Annotated in this window: 16 protein-coding genes; 11 read left to right on the top strand and 5 right to left on the bottom strand. The window is 69.3% G+C overall.

Annotated elements, in window-relative coordinates:
• Positions 1-19: 19 nt before the first annotated feature.
• The 6 genes from ABFX54_RS13635 to ABFX54_RS13610 all read left to right on the top strand — a co-directional run bounded on the left by ABFX54_RS13635 (position 20) and on the right by ABFX54_RS13610 (position 7,602).
• Positions 20-1,285, top strand: a complete 1,266-nt coding sequence (locus tag ABFX54_RS13635) for a glycosyltransferase (protein ID WP_346104711.1) — start codon at positions 20-22, stop codon at positions 1,283-1,285.
• A 28-nt stretch (positions 1,286-1,313) separates the two neighbouring features.
• Positions 1,314-2,711, top strand: a complete 1,398-nt coding sequence (locus ABFX54_RS13630) for an aminobutyraldehyde dehydrogenase (protein ID WP_346104710.1) — start codon at positions 1,314-1,316, stop codon at positions 2,709-2,711.
• Between the two features lie 176 nt (positions 2,712-2,887).
• Entirely contained in the window at positions 2,888-6,196 is a 3,309-nt protein-coding gene (locus ABFX54_RS13625) for a sensor histidine kinase (RefSeq protein WP_346104709.1), read from the top strand.
• Complete coding sequence (locus ABFX54_RS13620; RefSeq protein ID WP_090935862.1) at positions 6,193-6,615, top strand: roadblock/LC7 domain-containing protein; 423 nt, start codon at positions 6,193-6,195, stop codon at positions 6,613-6,615. Before ABFX54_RS13625 ends, ABFX54_RS13620 begins: the two co-directional genes overlap by 4 nt.
• A gap of 20 nt (positions 6,616-6,635) precedes the next feature.
• Positions 6,636-7,043 (top strand): DUF742 domain-containing protein, encoded by a 408-nt coding sequence (locus ABFX54_RS13615; RefSeq protein ID WP_346104707.1) that lies wholly within the window; start codon positions 6,636-6,638, stop codon positions 7,041-7,043.
• Positions 7,024-7,602 carry a GTP-binding protein gene (locus ABFX54_RS13610; RefSeq protein WP_106248363.1) on the top strand — a complete coding sequence of 193 codons (579 nt, stop codon included), beginning with the start codon at positions 7,024-7,026 and terminating at the stop codon, positions 7,600-7,602. Before ABFX54_RS13615 ends, ABFX54_RS13610 begins: the two co-directional genes overlap by 20 nt.
• A gap of 84 nt (positions 7,603-7,686) precedes the next feature.
• On the opposite strand, the gene ABFX54_RS13605 is transcribed toward ABFX54_RS13610, so the two are convergent.
• From ABFX54_RS13605 to ABFX54_RS13585, 5 genes are all read right to left on the bottom strand, one after another.
• Positions 7,687-8,556, bottom strand: a complete 870-nt coding sequence (locus ABFX54_RS13605; RefSeq protein ID WP_346104705.1) for a DUF4429 domain-containing protein — start codon at positions 8,554-8,556, stop codon at positions 7,687-7,689.
• Between the two features lie 90 nt (positions 8,557-8,646).
• Positions 8,647-9,417 carry an ABC transporter ATP-binding protein gene (locus ABFX54_RS13600; RefSeq protein ID WP_346104704.1) on the bottom strand — a complete coding sequence of 257 codons (771 nt, stop codon included), beginning with the start codon at positions 9,415-9,417 and terminating at the stop codon, positions 8,647-8,649.
• Positions 9,418-9,588: 171 nt separating this feature from the next.
• Positions 9,589-10,392: an ABC transporter permease gene (locus tag ABFX54_RS13595; protein ID WP_346104702.1), complete on the bottom strand. Its 804-nt coding sequence runs from the start codon at positions 10,390-10,392 to the stop codon at positions 9,589-9,591.
• Positions 10,389-10,952: an ABC transporter permease gene (locus ABFX54_RS13590; RefSeq protein ID WP_346104701.1), complete on the bottom strand. Its 564-nt coding sequence runs from the start codon at positions 10,950-10,952 to the stop codon at positions 10,389-10,391. Before ABFX54_RS13590 ends, ABFX54_RS13595 begins: the two co-directional genes overlap by 4 nt.
• A gap of 245 nt (positions 10,953-11,197) precedes the next feature.
• Positions 11,198-12,199 (bottom strand): ABC transporter substrate-binding protein, encoded by a 1,002-nt coding sequence (locus ABFX54_RS13585; RefSeq protein ID WP_346104700.1) that lies wholly within the window; start codon positions 12,197-12,199, stop codon positions 11,198-11,200.
• 609 nt (positions 12,200-12,808) lie between these two features.
• Between ABFX54_RS13585 and ABFX54_RS13580 the strand changes: the two genes are divergently transcribed.
• From ABFX54_RS13580 to ABFX54_RS13560, 5 genes are all read left to right on the top strand, one after another.
• The gene (locus ABFX54_RS13580; protein ID WP_346104698.1) at positions 12,809-15,586 is read left to right on the top strand and encodes a sensor histidine kinase; all 2,778 of its coding nucleotides are present in this window, start codon (positions 12,809-12,811) and stop codon (positions 15,584-15,586) included.
• Positions 15,583-16,005 carry a roadblock/LC7 domain-containing protein gene (locus tag ABFX54_RS13575; protein WP_080042345.1) on the top strand — a complete coding sequence of 141 codons (423 nt, stop codon included), beginning with the start codon at positions 15,583-15,585 and terminating at the stop codon, positions 16,003-16,005. Before ABFX54_RS13580 ends, ABFX54_RS13575 begins: the two co-directional genes overlap by 4 nt.
• 71 nt (positions 16,006-16,076) lie before the next feature.
• The gene (locus ABFX54_RS13570) at positions 16,077-16,424 is read left to right on the top strand and encodes a DUF742 domain-containing protein (protein ID WP_346104825.1); all 348 of its coding nucleotides are present in this window, start codon (positions 16,077-16,079) and stop codon (positions 16,422-16,424) included.
• The gene (locus ABFX54_RS13565) at positions 16,405-16,992 is read left to right on the top strand and encodes a GTP-binding protein (RefSeq protein WP_346104696.1); all 588 of its coding nucleotides are present in this window, start codon (positions 16,405-16,407) and stop codon (positions 16,990-16,992) included. Before ABFX54_RS13570 ends, ABFX54_RS13565 begins: the two co-directional genes overlap by 20 nt.
• A gap of 204 nt (positions 16,993-17,196) precedes the next feature.
• Positions 17,197-18,003, top strand: a complete 807-nt coding sequence (locus ABFX54_RS13560) for a class I SAM-dependent methyltransferase (protein ID WP_346104695.1) — start codon at positions 17,197-17,199, stop codon at positions 18,001-18,003.
• Positions 18,004-18,012 lie beyond the last annotated feature (9 nt).

Below are 18,012 nucleotides of genomic sequence, written 5' to 3'. Positions count from 1 at the left end.
GAGTTCTCCCGGAGTCTCGATGTCTCTCACGTTCCTGTTCATGCCGGAAAGCGCGTACGGACCGACCAACAACTGCATCGGCATCGGCGACATCCTTCGCCGGCGCGGTCACCGGGTCGTCTTCGCCGCCGAGGCGTCCTGGAAGGGCAAGCTCGAAGCGCTCGGCTTCGAGGAGGACCTGGTCGACCTGGCCCCGCCGGCCGAGGAGGAGCAGGACGCCGGCCAGTTCTGGAAGGACTTCATCCGCGAGACCGCGCCCGAGTACCGCAAGAGCACGCGCGAGCAGCTCGAGACGGTCACCAAGCCGATCTGGGCCGAGCTCGTCGAGGGCGCGAAATATTGCGAGCCGCAGCTCAAGGCCATCATCGAGCGAGTGAACCCCGACGTGATCGTCGAGGACAACGTGATCACGTTCCCGGCGCTGCTCACGGCGGGCCGCAAGTTCGTCCGCATCGTCTCCTGCAACCCGCTGGAGGTGCGCGGCGAGAACGTCGCGCCGGTCTTCTCCGGCCTGCCCGCCACCGACCGCTCCGAGTGGGACGACTTCCGCGCCGAGTACGACCGCACCCACCGCGAGCTCTGGACCGCCTTCAACGAGTGGTGCGTCGAGCAGGGCACCGCACCCCTGCCCGACCTGGACTTCATCCACGAGGGCGACCTGAACCTCTACGTCTACCCGGAGATCGCCGACTACGTCGCTGACCGCCCGCTCGGCCCGTCGTGGCACCGTCTCGACTCCTCCGTCCGCGAGACCGAGGAGGACTTCACGCTGCCGTTCCAGCGCGGCGAGGGCTCCCTGGTCTACTTCTCGCTCGGCTCGCTGGGCTCCTCCGACGTGGAGCTGATGCAGCGCGTGATCGACGTGCTGGCCACCACCCCGCACCAGTACATCGTCTCCAAGGGTCCGCTGCACGAGGAGATCAAGCTCGCCGACAACATGTGGGGTGCGGAGTTCGTTCCGCAGACTAAGATCATCCCACTGTGCGACCTGGTCATCACCCACGGCGGCAACAACACCACCACCGAGGCGCTGCACTTCGGCAAGCCGATGATCCTGCTGCCGCTCTTCTGGGACCAGTACGACAACGCGCAGCGGATCGACGAGCTCGGCTATGGTGTCAGGCTCTCGACCTACACCTTCACCGACGATGAGCTGACGGGGGCGGTCGAGCGCCTGATCGGCGACGATGACCTGCGGGCGAGGATCGCCGCCGCGGGCGAGGAGATCCGGCGTCGCGACGGCCTGCGCAAGGCCGCCGACCTGATCGAGCAACTCGGCAAGTAGCCCGACCCGGAGAGATGAAGTCTTCCTGATGCGCGAATTGATCAACCCCGCCACCGGCCTTCCTTGTGCCGAGATTCCGGACACGCCGGTCGAGGAGGTGGCGGCGGCCGTCCGCGGGGCCCGCGCCGCGTTCGAGGAGTGGTCGCAGGCCACCCCTGGCGAGCGGGCGCGGGTCCTGCTGCGGCTGGCCGACCTGGTGGAGGCCGACGCCGACGAGCTGACCAGGCTGGAGGTGGAGGAGACGGGCAAGCCGGCCGCGGTGTTCCGCGACGGCGAGCTGCCCTTCGCCGCCGACAACCTGCGCTTCTTCGCCGGGGCCGCCCGCTCGCTGGAGGGCACGGGGGCCGGGGTGTTCAGCTCCGGCTACACCTCGGTCATGCTGCGCCGCCCGGTCGGGGTGGTGGGGTCGATCGCGCCGTGGAACTTCCCGTTCGTGATGGCGGTCTGGAAGCTCGGGCCCGCGGTCGCGGCGGGCAACGCCGTGGTCATCAAGCCGGCGCCCCAGACGCCCCGTACGACGCTGCGGCTGGCCGGGCTGTTCGCCGAGGCGGGCGCCCCGGCCGGGCTCGTACGGGCCGTCACGGGCGACGCGGAGGTGGGTCAGGCGCTGGTCACCGACCCCGGCGTGGACATGGTGAGCGTCACCGGCTCCACCGAGACCGGCAGGGCCGTCATGAGCGGCGCGGCGGCCACGCTCAAGCGGGTCCACCTCGAACTCGGGGGCAAGGCGCCTGCGCTGGTGTTCGAGGACGCCGACCTGGCGGAGATGGCCCACGGCGTGGCCATGGGGGCGACGTACAACACGGGGCAGGACTGCACCGCGGCCACCCGCGTCTACGTCGACAGGAGCGTCTACGGCGACGCCGTGGAGGCGATCAGGGAGCGGCTGGCGGGCATCACCGTGGGCGACCCCTGGGACCCCAAGACGGACATCGGCCCGCTGATCTCCGCGGCGCACCGGGACCGGGTGCACGGCTTCGTGTCGCGGGCCGGCGGGCGCGTGGTGCACGGCGGCTCCCCGATCGGGGGCCCCGGCTTTTTCTACCCGCCCACTTTGGTGGCCGACGTCGCTCAGACCAGCGAGATCGTCCAGGGTGAGCTCTTTGGACCGGTCCTGGTGGTTCTGCCGTTCGACGGCGAGGACGAAGCGGTGAGACTGGCCAACGACACTAGATACGGTTTGGCCTCTTCGGTCTGGTCGCGTGACGTGGCCAGGGCGATGCGGGTCTCGCACCGGCTCGACGTGGGCGTGACCTGGGTCAACGACCATCTGCCCATCGCCAGCGAGGCTCCGCACGGCGGGGTGAAGGGCAGCGGGTTCGGCAAGGACATGAGCCAGGAGGCGGTGCAGGAGTATTCGGTGACGCGGCACCTGATGGTGAAGCACGCGGCGCCCGCCGAACGGGATTCGTTCCGGCCAGCCTGAAAACGTGTAGGCGCTATGGTGCCCAAAGTGCCTCTTTGGGCATGTGTGGTGGGATATGTTCGGTTGGCCGATCTGGTACGGGTTGTGTTCCAATTACCCAGCCGGACAGAATCCCATGCGCCCCACGCGTGTCTGATTTTCTTCGAGCACGTACCGGCGAGAGGTTGCGAGACTCAGTGAGGACGAAAGACCCCAGGCACACCAAGTCAGGGGAGTACACAGGCGGACGGTTCCGGCTGGCGAACTGGCGTGTGCGGTCGAGGCTGGTCGCGCTCATCCTCATCCCCACGGTCGTGGGCGTGCTGCTCGCCGGCGTCCAGCTGGCGAACTCCATCGGCACCAGCGCCGAATACCGCCGGCTCAGCCAGGTGGCGGAGCTGGTCCAGCGCATCGGCGCGCTCAACCACGAACTCGCCAAGGAGCGCACGCTCACCGCGTGGTACGTCGCCGACCGCCGCAAGGGGCAGCGCTTCGTCAAGCTGAAGACGCAGCGGCAGGCCACCGACGAGGCCAAGACGGAAGTGCTGTCCGCCTCCACCGCCATCGACGCCGCGCACTCGGTCCGCGTGCGCGAGGGCGTCCAGAACATGCGCCGCTGGCTCGACGGTCTCAACAGCCTTCGCGCCTCCATGGTCGGCAACGTGCCCGCGCGCGCCTCCATCGGCACGTACAGCACGATGATCGACGTGTTCTCCTCCATCCAGGGAGACCTGGGCGACGGCGTCAGCGACGACGCCCTCCAGGGTGACGTCGCCGCGCTCAACTCGCTGCAGAAGGTCAAGGAGGAGGTCTCGCGGCAGCAGATCATCCTCATCGTCACCCTCGTGCAGCGCAGGATCGACCGCGCCGACTGGTCGGACTTCCTCGGCTCGTGGAACAAGCAGCAGGCCGAGCTGGCCGCGTTCGAGCAGGAGGCCGGCCCCGAGGAGCTCAAGGCCTACCAGCAGGGGGTCAGGGGCCAGGACGTCGACCTCGCCGACGCCATGCGCCAGCGTGCGCTGGCGCAGGTGAGCGACAGCAACCGGATCAGGGAACTCGACGTCACCACGCCCACCCTCGTCCGCGACCTCGACAACTGGTACAAGAGCACCGACTTCACCACCGACGCGATGCGCAAGGTCGAGAACGGCCTGGCCACCAAGATCGTGGCCAGCACCCGCGAGCTGAGCGACACCGAGCAGCGCAACGCCATCATCTCCGGCGCGCTGATCCTCGTCCTGCTGCTCCTCGTCCTGGTGATCACCACCCGCGTGGCCGGTTCGCTGGTCCGGCCGCTGCGCCGCCTGCGCGCCGAGGCGCTCCAGGTCGCCACGACCCGGCTGCCCGACACCGTCCGCGTGCTGCGCGAGTCCGGCGAGGGCGCCAACATTCCCGAGGTGCCGTCGGTCGGCGTCAACACCCGCGACGAGATCGGGGAAGTGGCCCGGGCGTTCGACGAGGTCCACCGCGAGGCGATCCGGCTGGCCGGCGACGAGGCCAAGCTGCGCGCCAACGTCAACGCCATGTTCGTCAACCTCTCCCGCCGCAGCCAGACGCTGGTCGAACGGCAGCTGCAGCTCATCGAGGGCCTGGAGCAGGGCGAGGAGGACGAGAACCGGCTCGCGAACCTGTTCCGCCTCGACCACCTGGCCACCCGCATGCGCCGCAACAGCGAGAACCTCCTGGTCCTCGCCGGCCAGGAGGCCGCGCGCAAGTGGAGCGAGCCGGTGCCGCTGGTCGACATCGCCCGCGCCTCGCTGTCGGAGGTCGAGAACTACGAACGGGTGCAGATCCAGATCCCGTCCGGCACCCTCATCGTCGGCCCGGCCGTCACCGACGCCGTCCACCTGCTCGCCGAGCTGATCGAGAACGCCATCTCCTTCTCCCCGCGCGAGAGCAAGGTCACCGTCACCAGCACGCCCGTCGAGGGCGGCGTGATGGTCTCCATCAACGACCTCGGCATCGGCATGAGCCAGGAGGAGCTGGCCGAGGCCAACTGGCGCCTGGCCAACCCGCCCGTCGTCGACGTCTCCGTCTCGCGGCGCATGGGCCTGTTCGTGGTCGGCCGCCTGGCCCTGCGCCACGGCGTCCGCGTCCAGCTGAGCATGCGCGAGACCGGCGGCCTGAGCGCGCTCGTGATGATGCCCGACATGCTCATCAGCAACGGGGCGGGCATGCCGCAGCAGGGCGGCCAGTACGAGGCGTTCACCACGTTCGACCCGAGCCAGTTCGGGCCCCAGTCGCCGAACGGCATGCAGGGTCACCCCTCCTTCGACGACGCTCCCGACCAGGTCGTCGACACCCAGTGGCCGGGCTCGCTGCCGGTGCCCGGTGGCGGCAACTGGCCCTCGTTCGGCGAGCAGCAGCCGGCCGCCTTCGGCGAGCAGCCGCCCTCCTACGAGCAGCCGCCCTCCTACGAGCAGCCGTCGTACGAGCAGCCGTCGTACGAGCAGCCGCAGCCGGCCGCCGACGAGCACCGCTGGCCGCCGTTCGGTTCCGAGGAGCCCCCGGCCGTGCCGCAGCAGCCGCAGCCGTTCGGCGAGCAGCGCTGGCCCTCGTTCGCCGAGGAGGCCCCGCCGGCCGCCGACCCGCAGCCGTTCGCCGAGAACCGGTGGCCGTCGTTCGCCGAGCAGCCGCCGCCCATGCAGGACGACGAGCCGCGCTGGCCGTCCTTCGCGACCGAACCGCCGCAGCAGCAGCCCCAGGAGGAGCCGCGCTGGACGTCGTTCGGCGACCCGTCGCCGCGCAGGTCGCTGTTCGAGGCGGAGGAGCGGCCGAAGCCGGTGTTCGGCGACAACTACCACTCGCCGTTCGTGTTCGACGAGCCCAAGCCCGCGGACCAGTACGAGCAGAACGGCAACGGGCAGTACAGCCGCTTCGGCCCCGGCGACTACTCCTCGCAGGACATGACGGGCCCGCTGCCCGCGGTCCGCAACTCTCCCATGGAGGAGCAGGGCGAGGAGTTCCTGCCGATCTTCTCGTCGGTCGGCTCGGACTGGTTCCGCCGCCCGGACCCCGAGGTGCTGCGCCAGCCCGAGCCGGACATGCTGCGCCACCCGGAGCCGGAGAGCGAGCCGGAGATCACGGCCGTGCACCCGGCCATCCCCGCCGACCCGCCGCCGCCCGCGGCGCCGCCGGCCCCCCAGCAGCAGAACCCCCCGCAGAACCAGCCGCAGCACACGCTGAGCAGGTCCGGGCTGCCGCAGCGCACGCCCGGCGCCTCCGGCGCGGCGGCGACCTGGTCGTCGCCCGCGGACTCCGGCTTCCAGGCCGCGCAGGCCGCGGCCCAGCCGCAGCAGGCCGGTACGACGCAGTCGGGCCTGCCCCGTCGTGTTCCCAAGGCCAACCTGGTGCCGGGCACGGCCAGTCTCGCCGAGCCCCAGGCCACGTCGCCGGCGCCCCAGATCTCCCCGGAGCGGTTGCGCAGCCGGCTCTCCAGCTTCCAGCAGGGTGTCCGGCAAGGCCGGGCGTTCACCCGCGGAGAAGAGAATGAGGAGGACAAATGAGAGAAATGAGCCAGGGAGCGCGCGGTATAAGCTGGCTGATCACGGACTTCGTGAACAACGTGCCAGGCGTCGCTCACACGGTCGTGGTGTCGTCCGACGGGTTGCCGCTGGCCTTCTCCGAGGGTTTTCCCAAGGACCGGGCCGACCAGCTCGCCGCGGTCGCCTCCGGTGTGATCAGTCTCACCCAGGGCGCCGCGCGGGTTTTCGAGGGCGGTATGGTGACCCAGACCGTTATCGAGATGCAGCGCGGGCTCTTGATGATCATGTCGATCAGCGATGGCTCCTGCTTGGCGGTCCTGGCTGCTCCCGACTGTGACATGGGTCTGGTCGCGTACCAGATGACCCTGCTGGTCGAGCGGGCCGGCCAGGTGCTGACCCCGGCCGTACGCGCTGAGCTGCAAGCGGCCCGCCCCCGCTAGTTTGGGCGGTGACAGGAGATATGGTGTCAGGTCAGCAGGGTTGGGCTGGTGATAGCACTCCGCCGCATCCGGCGGCTCCCCGTCCGCAGAAGCCGAGTTCTCTGGTGCGGCCCTATGCCGTGACCGGAGGGCGCACCGCGCCGCGGATGAAGTTCGCCATGGAGGCACTCGTATCCTCCATGACGTCTGAATACCAAGACATTTCCCTACTAAGTCCGGAGTATCAGGCGATCATTCAGCTGACCCGGAACGTCCGGTCGGTTGCCGAGATCTCCGCCCTTTTACGCCAGCCTCTTGGTGTGGTCCGGGTGCTGATCGCCGACATGGCGTCGGAAGGCCTGATCCGCGTGCACCAGCCTGCGCTGGACGCGGGAAAGCCGGACCTCAACTTGCTCGAAAGGGTGCTCAGTGGACTTCGCAGGCTCTAGCCCCGGCCTAACCTCGACGAAGATCGTCGTGGCCGGGGGCTTCGGCGTGGGGAAGACGACGTTCGTGGGGGCGGTCTCGGAGATTCTGCCGCTCACCACGGAAGCGGTCATGACAGACGCTTCCGCTCACGTGGACGACGTCTCCCTCACTCCGAACAAGACGACCACGACCGTCGCCATGGACTTCGGCCGGGTCTCGCTCGACCGTGACCTGATCCTGTACCTGTTCGGCACGCCCGGACAGCACCGGTTCTGGTTCATGTGGGACGACCTCGTACGCGGGGCCATCGGCGCGGTCGTCCTCGTGGACACCCGCCGCCTGGCCGACAGCTTCCCGGCCATCGACTACTTCGAAGAGGCGAAACTGCCCTTCGTCATCGGCATCAACGGCTGGGACGGTCAGTTCGCGCACCAGGAGGACGAGCTCAGGGAGGCGCTGTCGATCGGCGGCCACATCCCGATCGTCCGGCTCGACGCCCGGCAGCGCGAATCGGTGAAATCCACCCTGATCACGCTGGTGGAGCACGCCCTGACCCGCCACATGCACACGCCGGTGTAAACGGCTCGGCGCGGGCGGGCTCACCAGGGCCCGCCCGCCCGAACTCACCCGACTCACCCAGCCCGCCCGCGCTCGTCCGGCGGGTCAGAGGCGTGACAGCAGCTCGGTCTTCTTGGCCTGGAACTCCTCCTCCGACAGCAGCCCGTTGTCCCGCAGCTCGCCCAGTCTGGCGATCAGCTCGGTCACTTCGCTCCAGTGGGGCGCCGCCGTACGCGTCTCTGGCGGCCTGGGCGCCTCGTCCGCCTGAGGAGTCCCGGACTCGCCTGAGGAGGGGAGAGCGGCCAGCACGGCGGCGGCGAAGGGCAACGACTGGTGCGTGGCGCCGTAGCCGAGCGAGAAGACGACGGAGGCCGGATCCTTGTTGGGATCGAGCGGCGTCCGCCGCCCGCGCGCTTTGAGCCGCAGCGACCCGCTGGCCCCCTCGGGGGCGTGCCACTCGACGCCCTCCAGCTCGGTCAGGTGGTAACGCTGGTCGCCTGTGGCGTACTTGGCCGACGAGGCTCCCGACCAGAACCAGGTGAAGGTGACGATCTCGCCGTCGAAGGCCGCGGCGCCGTCCCACGCCTTGAAGGCCCGGGGCGTCGGAGGCGGGGCGAGGAGGAAACGATCGGCAGGACCCCGGTCGGTGACGGCCGAGCGCAGCTCCTGCGCGTAGTAGTCGGCGAGCGTCTCCTTGTCCTCGGGCAGCACCAGCAGGTACGGGTCCTCGCGCTCCTTGAGCTGCCCGGCCGCGGCCGCCAGCACGGGATCGGCGCCCCACCTGGGAATCGCCCGCAGCGCCACGGTGCCGCGCTTGCCCCGCGTCAGCGTGACGTCGGAGATGGCCGTGTACGGCACGACGCGCTCGCCGAGCTCGGCCAGGAGTTTCGGAGCCTTGCCCGGCCCCGGAGTGATGGTCAGCGATTCAGGGCCGAAGGTCCAGCTGCATCCCCGGCCGGCTAAAAGATCCTCCACCCTTTTCAGCTTAACGCTCTTGGGCGGAGAGGCACGGCGAGAGGGCCTCTCGACGGAGGCCCGGCGCCGGACGCGGAAGGAAGGAGCGGTCTAGACCGTGGCGTGGCCGCGGACGAGCCGCCCCACCTCGGCACGCAGGTGCACGAAGTCGGGGTGTTCGCGCGTCGTGATCTGGTCGCGCGGCCCGGGCAGGTCGACCTTCAGGTCGCCGACGACGTGCGCGGGCGCCTTGGACAGCACCACCACGCGGTCGCCCACGTAGACGCTCTCGTCGATGTCGTGCGTGATGAGCACGATCGTCATCTGATGGTGGCCGCGGACCTTGAGCACCAGGTCCTCCAGGTCCTCCCTGGTCTGCGCGTCCACCGAGCCGAACGGCTCGTCCATCAGCATCAGCGTCGGCCGGTAGGCCAGCGCCCTGGCGATCGCCACCCGCTGCTGCATGCCGCCCGACAGTTGGAACGGGTATTTGCGGCCCGCGGCCTCCAGGCCCACCGACTCCAGGGCCTCCTGGGCGGCCTCGCGGCGCCGGCGCTTGTCCATGCTCTTGCGGCGCAGCGGCAGGGCCACGTTGTCGGCGACCGACATCCACGGGAACAGCGAGCGGCTGTAGTCCTGGAAGACGACGGCCAGGTTGTCGGGCGTCTGGCGCACCAGATTGCCCTCGACCTTGACCTGGCCGCCCGTCGGCGTGATCAGACCGGCGATGGAGCGCAGCAGCGTCGACTTCCCGCATCCCGAGGGACCGACGATGCAGAGCAGTTCGCCCTCGGCGACGCTCAGGTTGAGCCCGTCGATGGCGTGGTGCTCGTTGGGGGTGCCGCCGCCGTACACATGGGAAAGGTTGTCTATCTCGAGCAATGGATGTCCTAGGGGCGAGACCGCGGACAGCGCGGTGACTCTTGAGGAGTCGCAACGACTCTAGCGGAGGGGGTAAAGCTGGACATGTCAGTCAGGTAAACCTATTCAGGGCGTGATCTTACTCTCGCACGTTCCGCATCGCCATGGGAGTGACAGCCTCATAGGCGCTCCCTATCCGACCAGCCGCTGGGCGGCGTGGTGCCAGGCGAGCACCCGGCGTTCGACGATCAGGAACATCTCGTTGAGCAGATAGCCGATCACCCCGAGCAGCACGATGCCGGCCCACATGGCGGGCAGGTCGAAGCTCTGGTAGGCGAAGGTGAGCTGGAAGCCGATCCCGTTCGTGGTGCCGGGCAGCAGCTCGGAGAAGACCATGACGATGAGCGAGAGCGACAGGGCCAGCCGCAGCCCGGCGAACATCTTGGGCAGCGCCGAGGGCAGGATCACCCGGAACAACCGTTCGGCTCGCGACAGCCGGAACGCCTGGCAGGTCTGCAGGTGCAGCGGCTCCACCGAGCGGGCCCCGTCGGCGGTGTTGAGCAGCACCGGCCAGACGATGCTGAACAGGATGAACGCCAGTTGCATCCGCAGCCCGAAACCGAACAGCACGAGGAAGACGGTCACCAGCGCGGGCGGCGGGATCGCGCGCAGGAACTGCAGCACGCCGTCGAGGTAGTCGTAGACCCGCGCCGACAGCCCCACCGCCAGCCCGAGCACGACCCCGCCCAGCGCGCCCCCTGCGAACCCGAGCGCCATCCGGCCCAGGCTGGGCAGGACGTCCGCGACGGCCCCCTCGGTCAGGAACAACGTAGTGGGCGGCCCGGAGAACCACAGCTCGTACATCCGCACCACGATCGTGCTGGGCGGGGGGAAGAACGGGTCGCCGGCCGCCCGCGTGCCCGCCTCCCAGACCGCGACGAGCCCGACGAGGACCAGCAGCCGGAAGACGGCCGTCCGCATGCCCCTGCCCTTCATCCCGGCTCTCCTCGCTGCGCGTGGTGCCAGCGGAAGGCCCGCCGCTCGGCGGCCACCAGCAGCGCGTTGACCAGGACGCCGAACATTCCCACCCAGAACACCCCGGCCAGGATGTCGGCCATCCGCGCGGGCACGGCGATCCCGGCGAAGAAGATGAACACGCCGATGCCCTCACCCCGCCCGGCCACGATCTCGGTGCTGACGGTCAGGATGAGCGCCACCCCCGCCGCCAGGCGGACGCCGGTGGCGATGAAGGGGGCCGCTGAGGGCAGCGACACGCGCAGCAGCACGGCCGGTGGGCCGAAGCCGTAGGCGCGCAGCGACTCCTTGGCCAGCGGGTCGACGCCGCGCAGGCCGTACATCGTGTTGTAGAGGATGGGCCAGAGCGAGGCGTAGACGACCAGCGCCACGCGGTGCTGCAGCCCCGTGCCGATGAGCAGGGCCACCAGCGGGATCAGCGCCACGGACGGGATCGGCCGCAGGAACTCCACGACCGAGCGGGTGGCGGCGTCGATGATCGGCACGCTGCCGAGCAGCAGGCCGAGCGGCACCGCGACCACGGCCGCGAGGCCGAGCCCGATGGCCCAGGCCAGCGCGCTGGTCAGGGCGTGCGCGTGGAACTGCGCGTCGAGGAGCAGCGTGGCGGCCCGGCCCAGGATCTCCGTGGCGGGCGGCAGGAACGCGGGATCGGCGATCCCGGTCCTGCTGAGCAGCTCGATCAGCGCGGCGAAACCGAGAGCCCCGGTCGGTCAATCGGGGGGGGGGGGGGGGCCCCCGGGCCCGACGCGGGACAGGGTCTGAGCGCTCACCCCGACGTGGTGGGCGACATGAGGGACTTGACTTCGATCGGCTTGGTCAGCCACTTGGCTTCCAGCATCCAGTCGGCCACCCGCTGGAGGCGGACCGGGTTGTCGTTGCTGGAGAAGTAGGGGAAGGTCACGGTGGCGGCGGTGCCGGCGTCGATCTGGGTGAAGGTGGGCAGCACCTTGGCCACCACCTCACGGTTGTTCTCCATCAGCTTGGCCGCGTTGTGGATGGCCCGCTGGAAGGCGGCCGACACCTTCGGGTTGTCGTCGTACCAGTCCTGGGTGCTGACGTAACCCGAGATGGGGAACTCGGCGGCCGGCCCCGAGGCGGGGTCGAGGATCTTGCGCGCTCCCATGCTGGACGTGGCCGCGGTGACCATCGGCTCGCCCAGGTAGGCGGCGTCGATCTGGCCGTCCTTCCACGACGGCATGATGTTCTGGAACGTCACCTGGACGTACTTGATGGTGGCCGGGTCGACGTTGTTGGCCTTGAGCACCTGGGTGAGTGCCAACTCCTGGAAGTTGTGCAGGACGTTGACGTTGATCGTCTTGCCTTCCAGGTCCTTCGGCGTCTTGATGGGCGAGTTGGGCAGCGCCATGATGCTGAGCGAGTCGGGGGCTGCGCGAGAGCCCTCGGCCAGGATGCGCAGCTTCAGCGCGTTCTTGTCGTGGGCGGCGAACATCGACACGTAGTTCCCGAACATCGCGTCGATCTCGCCCTTGACCAGCATGGGGATCGCCTCAGGCGCGGCCTGGACGATCTGCGGGGTGACCTCCAGTCCCTCCTTCTCGAAGAGCCCCTGGTCGATGGCCACGTAGAGGGCGGCACTGTCGATGGCGGGCAGGGTTGCGATCTTGAGCTGGGTCTTCTCCAGGCCACCGTTGGCGGGTGCCGACGGCGGAGCGCTGGCGGTGGATGCGCCGCCGGTGCTGCACGCCACGGCGCCGAGTGTCAAAGCGAACCCGATGATGGCGGCCCTGGCGGAACGGCCAAGCCTCATGTCAGGGACTCCCTTCAGATGGAGCCAGGGGGGGACCGGGTGGCTTCTGCTCCCGGGGGCTGTGTGCCTGACGCACAACAGGGATCGACGGTAGCACCAAATGTGTGGTCATTATCGTGAAGATAACACTTGTGGTTGCAATGTCTGTTTACCGCTATATCGTGAAAATTTGACGACCCGCAAGAATCCTGATGTTTGTCCGGTTTGGGATTGGAGGTAACCAGCGGGACATCGGGTGCTCGTGAGGCCCGTCATTCGATCTTTTCCGCGAGTCAGGCGGCGGCTCGTGGAACGATCTCCCATTGCCTGTTTCACCAGCTAGAACGTGCTGGTATGATTCCGCCGCTTTTTCCGGACATTTAGGGACGAACACCTCATCGGGGCATTAAGGGTGGTTGGCCCCGTTCGAGCCCTGTGCTCAAATGGCGCTTATCTCGATGCACATATTGCCCCACGCGCAAGACCTGCAATAACCGGGAATTCCCTCACGGGCGAGAGGTTGCGAAGGCAGTGAGAACGCAGAGCGCTGAAGCTTCCGCTGACCGCGAGTCGCACGGCCATCAGAAGCGCAGGCTGTCCAAACCCACTTCCTCTTCAAAGAGGTTCGGATTGGGCAACTGGCATGTGCGGTCGCGCCTGATCGCGCTGATCGTCGTACCTACCGCCGTCGCCGTGGGCCTGGGCGGGCTGAACGTCGTCACCTCCCTCAGCGACGCCAACACGTACGAGACCCTCAGAGAGGTCGCCGAGCTCAGCCAGCAGCTCGGCGCCGTCACGCACGACCTCTCCTTCGAACGCGACGAGACCGCTCTCTACATCGCCCAGGGCCGGCCGGACAACCGCGAGGCCCAGCTCCGCACGACCTACAGCGGGGTGAACGGCCTCATCGAGGAGGCCAAGCAGCGGGCGATCGCGCTCAGCGACACCCACGGCGAGGCCGTGCGGCCGGTGCTGCGCCGCCTGGAGGAGATCCCGACCCTGCGGGAGACCGCCGTCAACGGCAAGATCCAGCCGCTGCCGATGATCAGGAAATACTCCGAGATCATCGCGGCCCTGCTGCAGTTCCACGACCAGGTCGGCCAGGTGGCGGTGGACGACCAGGTCGCCGACAGCGCCAGCTCGATGGCCGCCATCGCCAGGGCCAAGGAACAGGCGTCCAAGCAGCGCGGCATCCTGGCCAGCGCGCTGGACAAGAAGGGCTTCGACAGCGGCGAGCTCGACGCGCTCACCGACGCCAAGTCGCGTGAGGAGAGCGAGGAGACGCTGTTCGCCACGCTGTCGAACCTCGACCAGCTTGAGCTCTACCGCAACACCGTCGTCGGCCGCGACGTCGACCAGACCGACCTGTTCCGGCTGCGCGCCATGGCCCAGTCGGCCGAGGGCAAGGAGCTGAGCATCGGCCTGCGGCCGGACCGGGACGTGGCCACCTGGTTCGAGGTCAGCACCGGCAAGATCGACGCGCTGCGCGCCGTGGAGAAGGAGCTGTCCTCCTCCGTCATCCTGCGCGCGCGTGGCCTGGTGGAGGGGGCCAACCGGTCGGCGATGATCTCCGGCGGGCTCATCCTGCTGCTGCTGATCGTGGTGATCGCGATCATCTCGCTCATCGCCCGCTCGCTCATCAGGCCGCTGCGCAGGCTGCGCAGGGAGGCACTCGACATCGCCGGGCAGCGACTTCCGGAGACCGTCCAGGGCCTGCGTGACAGCGGTGACGGCACGGTCGGCCCCGTGCTGCCGATCGGCGTGGACACGCACGACGAGATCGGCGAGGTGGCGCGGGCGTTCGACGAGGTGCACCGTGAGGCGGTGCGGCTGGCGGGCGAGGAGGCCCGGTTGCGCAGCAACGTCAACGCGATGTTCGTGAACCTGTCGCGCCGCAGTCAGACGCTGGTGGAGCGGCAGATCACCCTGATCGACGGTCTGGAGCAGGGCGAGCAGGACGAGAACCGGCTGGGCAACCTGTTCAAGCTGGACCATCTGGCCACCCGCATGCGGCGTAACAGTGAGAACCTGCTGGTCCTCGCCGGCCAGGACCCGCCGCGCCGCTGGAGCCAGCCGGTGAAGCTGGTCGACGTGGCCCGCGCGTCGCTGTCCGAGGTGGAGAACTACGAGCGCGTGGTGCTCCAGGTCCCGGACGGCGTGTCGGTCGCCGGGCAGGCGGTCAACGACGTCATCCACCTGCTCGCCGAGCTGGTGGAGAACGCGCTGTCGTTCTCGCCGCGCGAGACCAGGGTGACGGTCTCCGGCAGCCGGATCGACGGCGGCGGCGTGATGTTGTCGATCACCGACTCCGGCATCGGCATGACCCAGGAGGAGCTGGTCCAGGCCAACGAGCGGCTGACGGACGCGCCCAGCGTGGACGTGTCGGTGTCGCGCCGCATGGGCCTGTTCGTGGTCGCCCGCCTGGCCCACCGCCACGGCATCCGGGTGCAGCTGCGCCCGCACGCCTCGGGCGGCCTGACCGCGATGGTGCTGATCCCCGAGAACATGCTCGGCTCCCAGGCGCCCAACTTCGCCGGTATGCCGTCCTTCTCCGGCAACCAGCCGCCCCAGTTCTCCGGCAACCAGCCGACGGCCTTCGCCGGCGCGGGGAGCGGCGGGCCGGCCGGACCGGGAGCGCCCGGCGGCGAGCCCTACTCGGGGCCGCATCCCGCGCCACCGGCCACCGACTGGCCGCAACCGACGTTCCAGATGGGGCCGGGACACCCGTCCTTCCCGTCCAACCCGGACGGCGGCGGCAGCGGCGGCAACTGGGGGGCGCCGCCCTGGCAGCCCGACCCGTCGGCCTGGTCCCAGGAACCGCGCGGCAGCGCTCACGACGGCGGCGACATCTGGACGCCGCCCCGCGGCTCCGCCTGGAACGGCGACCGGGGCCTGCCCAAACGACCCGTTCCCGAAGCGCCTCCCGGCGGCTGGAACCAGGACACCAACCCGTCGCAGCGGCCGGGGTTCGACTTCCCCGAGTCCGACTCCGGCGTCACAGGCCCCATGCCGGCGGCACCGCCCGCGTCCGCCGGCGACGACTACCTGCCGATCTTCGCCGCCGTCGAGTCCGCCTGGTTCGGGCGGGACACGAACGGCGCGAGCTGGGGTTCCTCGAAGGCGGACGCGGGCTGGAGCGCGGCGGAGGCGGTAGTGGAGCCGGTACGAGACGGATCGACGGCGGCGGGACTGCCCAAACGGGTGCCCAAGGCCAACCTGGTCCCGGGATCGGCGGACACGGGGGCCTCACCCAAGGGCGTGACACCGATGCCGTCGGTGTCACCGGATCGGATCCGCAACCGGCTATCCAGCTTCCAGCAAGGCTTCAGGGCGGCACGCGATGACATCACCGACGGCAAAGCGTTCCCCTCTGGCCCGAAGAACAACGAAAGGGAGGAGGGCCTATGAACGACCTGAGCCACGCGGCGCGCGGTGTCGACTGGCTGATCACGGACTTCGTCAGCACGGTGCCGGGGGTAGCGCACGCGGTGGTGGTGTCGTCCGATGGTCTGCCGTTGGCGGCGTCGGCGGGTTTTCCGGCTGATCGTGCCGATCAGCTGGCCGCCATCGCGTCAGGATTGGTGTCTTTGACGCAGGGTGCGGCGCGGGTGTTCGAGGGTGGTGCGGTCAATCAGACGATCGTGGAGATGCAGCGCGGGCTGATGCTGATCATGTCGATCAGCGACGGCTCGTGCCTGGCGGTGCTGGCGGCTCCCGACTGTGACATGGGTCTGGTCGCCTATCAGATGACGCTGATGGTCGATCGTGCCGGTCAGGTGCTGACTCCGGCTGTGCGTGCCGAACTGCGTGCCAGTCAGACCAGGTGATGTAGGTGTCAGACCCTCGATGGAACAGCGGCGGTTGGGCCCCTCCGCCTCAACCCCAGTCCCAGCCGCAGCTGAATCACGACCCCGCATCGCCCGTCCGTCCCTACGCGGTGACAGGTGGACGGACGGCGCCGCGGGTCAAACTGGCGATGGAGGCCCTGGTGTCCTCGGCCACGGCCGAGCACCGGGAGTTCTCGCACATCACGCCGGAGTACCAGGCGATCAGTCAACTGTGCCGGCAGGTCCGGTCCGTGGCAGAGGTGTCGGCCCTGCTGCGGATCCCGCTCGGGGTGGTGCGGGTGCTGATCGCTGACATGGCCGCCGAGGGTCTGGTGCGCGTGCATCAGCCGCAACTGGACGCCGGCCGGCCGGACGTAAATCTGCTCGAAAGGGTGCTAAGTGGACTTCGCAGGCTCTAGCCCCGGGCTCACCTCGACGAAGATCGTGGTGGCGGGAGGTTTCGGGGTGGGCAAGACGACGTTCGTCGGCGCGGTGTCGGAGATCATGCCGTTGACCACGGAGGCCGTCATGACCGATGCCTCCGCCGGGATCGACGATCTGGGCATGACGCCGCTGAAGTCGACCACGACCGTCGCCATGGACTTCGGCCGGGTCTCCCTGGATCGTGACCTGATCCTCTACCTGTTCGGCACGCCCGGGCAGCACCGGTTCTGGTTCATGTGGGACGACCTGGTGCGGGGCGCCATCGGCGCGGTCGTGCTGGTCGACACGCGCCGGCTCGCCGACAGTTTTCCCGCGATCGACTATTTCGAAGAGGCGCAGCTCCCGTTCGTGGTGGGCGTGAACGGATGGGACGGCCAATACCCCCACAGTGACAGCGAGGTGCGCGACGCTCTGACGCTGGCGCCGCACATTCCCTTGGTCCGGCTCGACGCCCGCTCCAAGGACTCGGTCAAGAGCGCTCTGATCAACCTGGTCGAGCACGCGCTCACGGTCAGGATGGCCGTGCCGGGCTGGGGCGGCTGACCCCCGCCTGGCCCCTTCTTCGACGACTTCCTCGCGACTCTCTTGCGATGCCTCGTCTCTCCGTACGCGTACCGAATCGGAGGGGCGAATGGGGTGCTTGTGGCGATTGTCCGCCTTTCGTGGCAGGCTCAGCTTCGAGCTCATCTGATCATCGGTCCACCCCCAGACGCCCGGCGTCCGCAAGCTGACTGTGGAGGAAATCTGATGAACGCCAAGGAGTACATGGCCGGCCTGTTCGACCGCGCGGCCGGCACGTACGAGCGCGTCGGCGTGTCCTTCTTCGCACCCGTCGCCGCCGAGCTCGTCCGGCGCGCCGCCCCAGGACCAGGGGACCACGTCCTCGACGCCGGCTGCGGAACCGGCGCCTCGCTCGTGCCGGCCGCGCACGCGGTCGGCCCCACCGGCCGGGTCGTCGGGCTGGACCTCGCGCCCGGGATGGTGGCCGCCGCCACCGCCGAGGTCGAACGCCAGGGCCTGCGCCAGGCGACCGTGCTGCTCGGCGACGCGGAGCAGGCCGAGGAGCTGCTGCCGGGGGAGCGGTTCGACGTCGTGCTGGCCGGGATGATGCTGTACTTCCTGCCCGACCCGCTGGCCGCCGTGCGGTCCATGGCCGGGCTGCTGAAGCCGGGCGGGCGGCTGGCGGCCAGCCTGCTGGTCCGGTCGAGCCCGGCCGAGGCCGAGCTGCTCGGGCTGGTGGCGCGGGCGCTTGAGCCGTACACGACGGGGGCGGGCAGCGCCCCGTTCACGCACAAGCTGGGCGGCCCCGAGGAGATGATCGAGCTGTTCGAGGCGGGCGGCCTGCGCGACGCCGCCTGCGCGGACGTGGTGTTCGAGGTGCCCATCCAGGCCGGGCAGGTGTGGGACTGGCTCTGGTCGGCCGCCCGCAGGGCCGCGCTGGAGAGCATCCCGGAGTCGTCGCGCGCCGAGGCGAGAGCCGCCCTGGAGGCGTCGCTGCCCCAGGACGGCTTCCTCCTGGAACGCACCGTGCGCTACGCCACGGGACGCCTGTGAGCAAGGCGC

The organism is Nonomuraea maheshkhaliensis, assembly GCF_039529435.1.
GTDB classification, from domain to species: Bacteria; Actinomycetota; Actinomycetes; order Streptosporangiales; family Streptosporangiaceae; genus Nonomuraea; species Nonomuraea maheshkhaliensis.
Note: the sequence above shows the minus strand (reverse complement) of the source record. Positions and strands in the feature narration are given on the sequence as shown.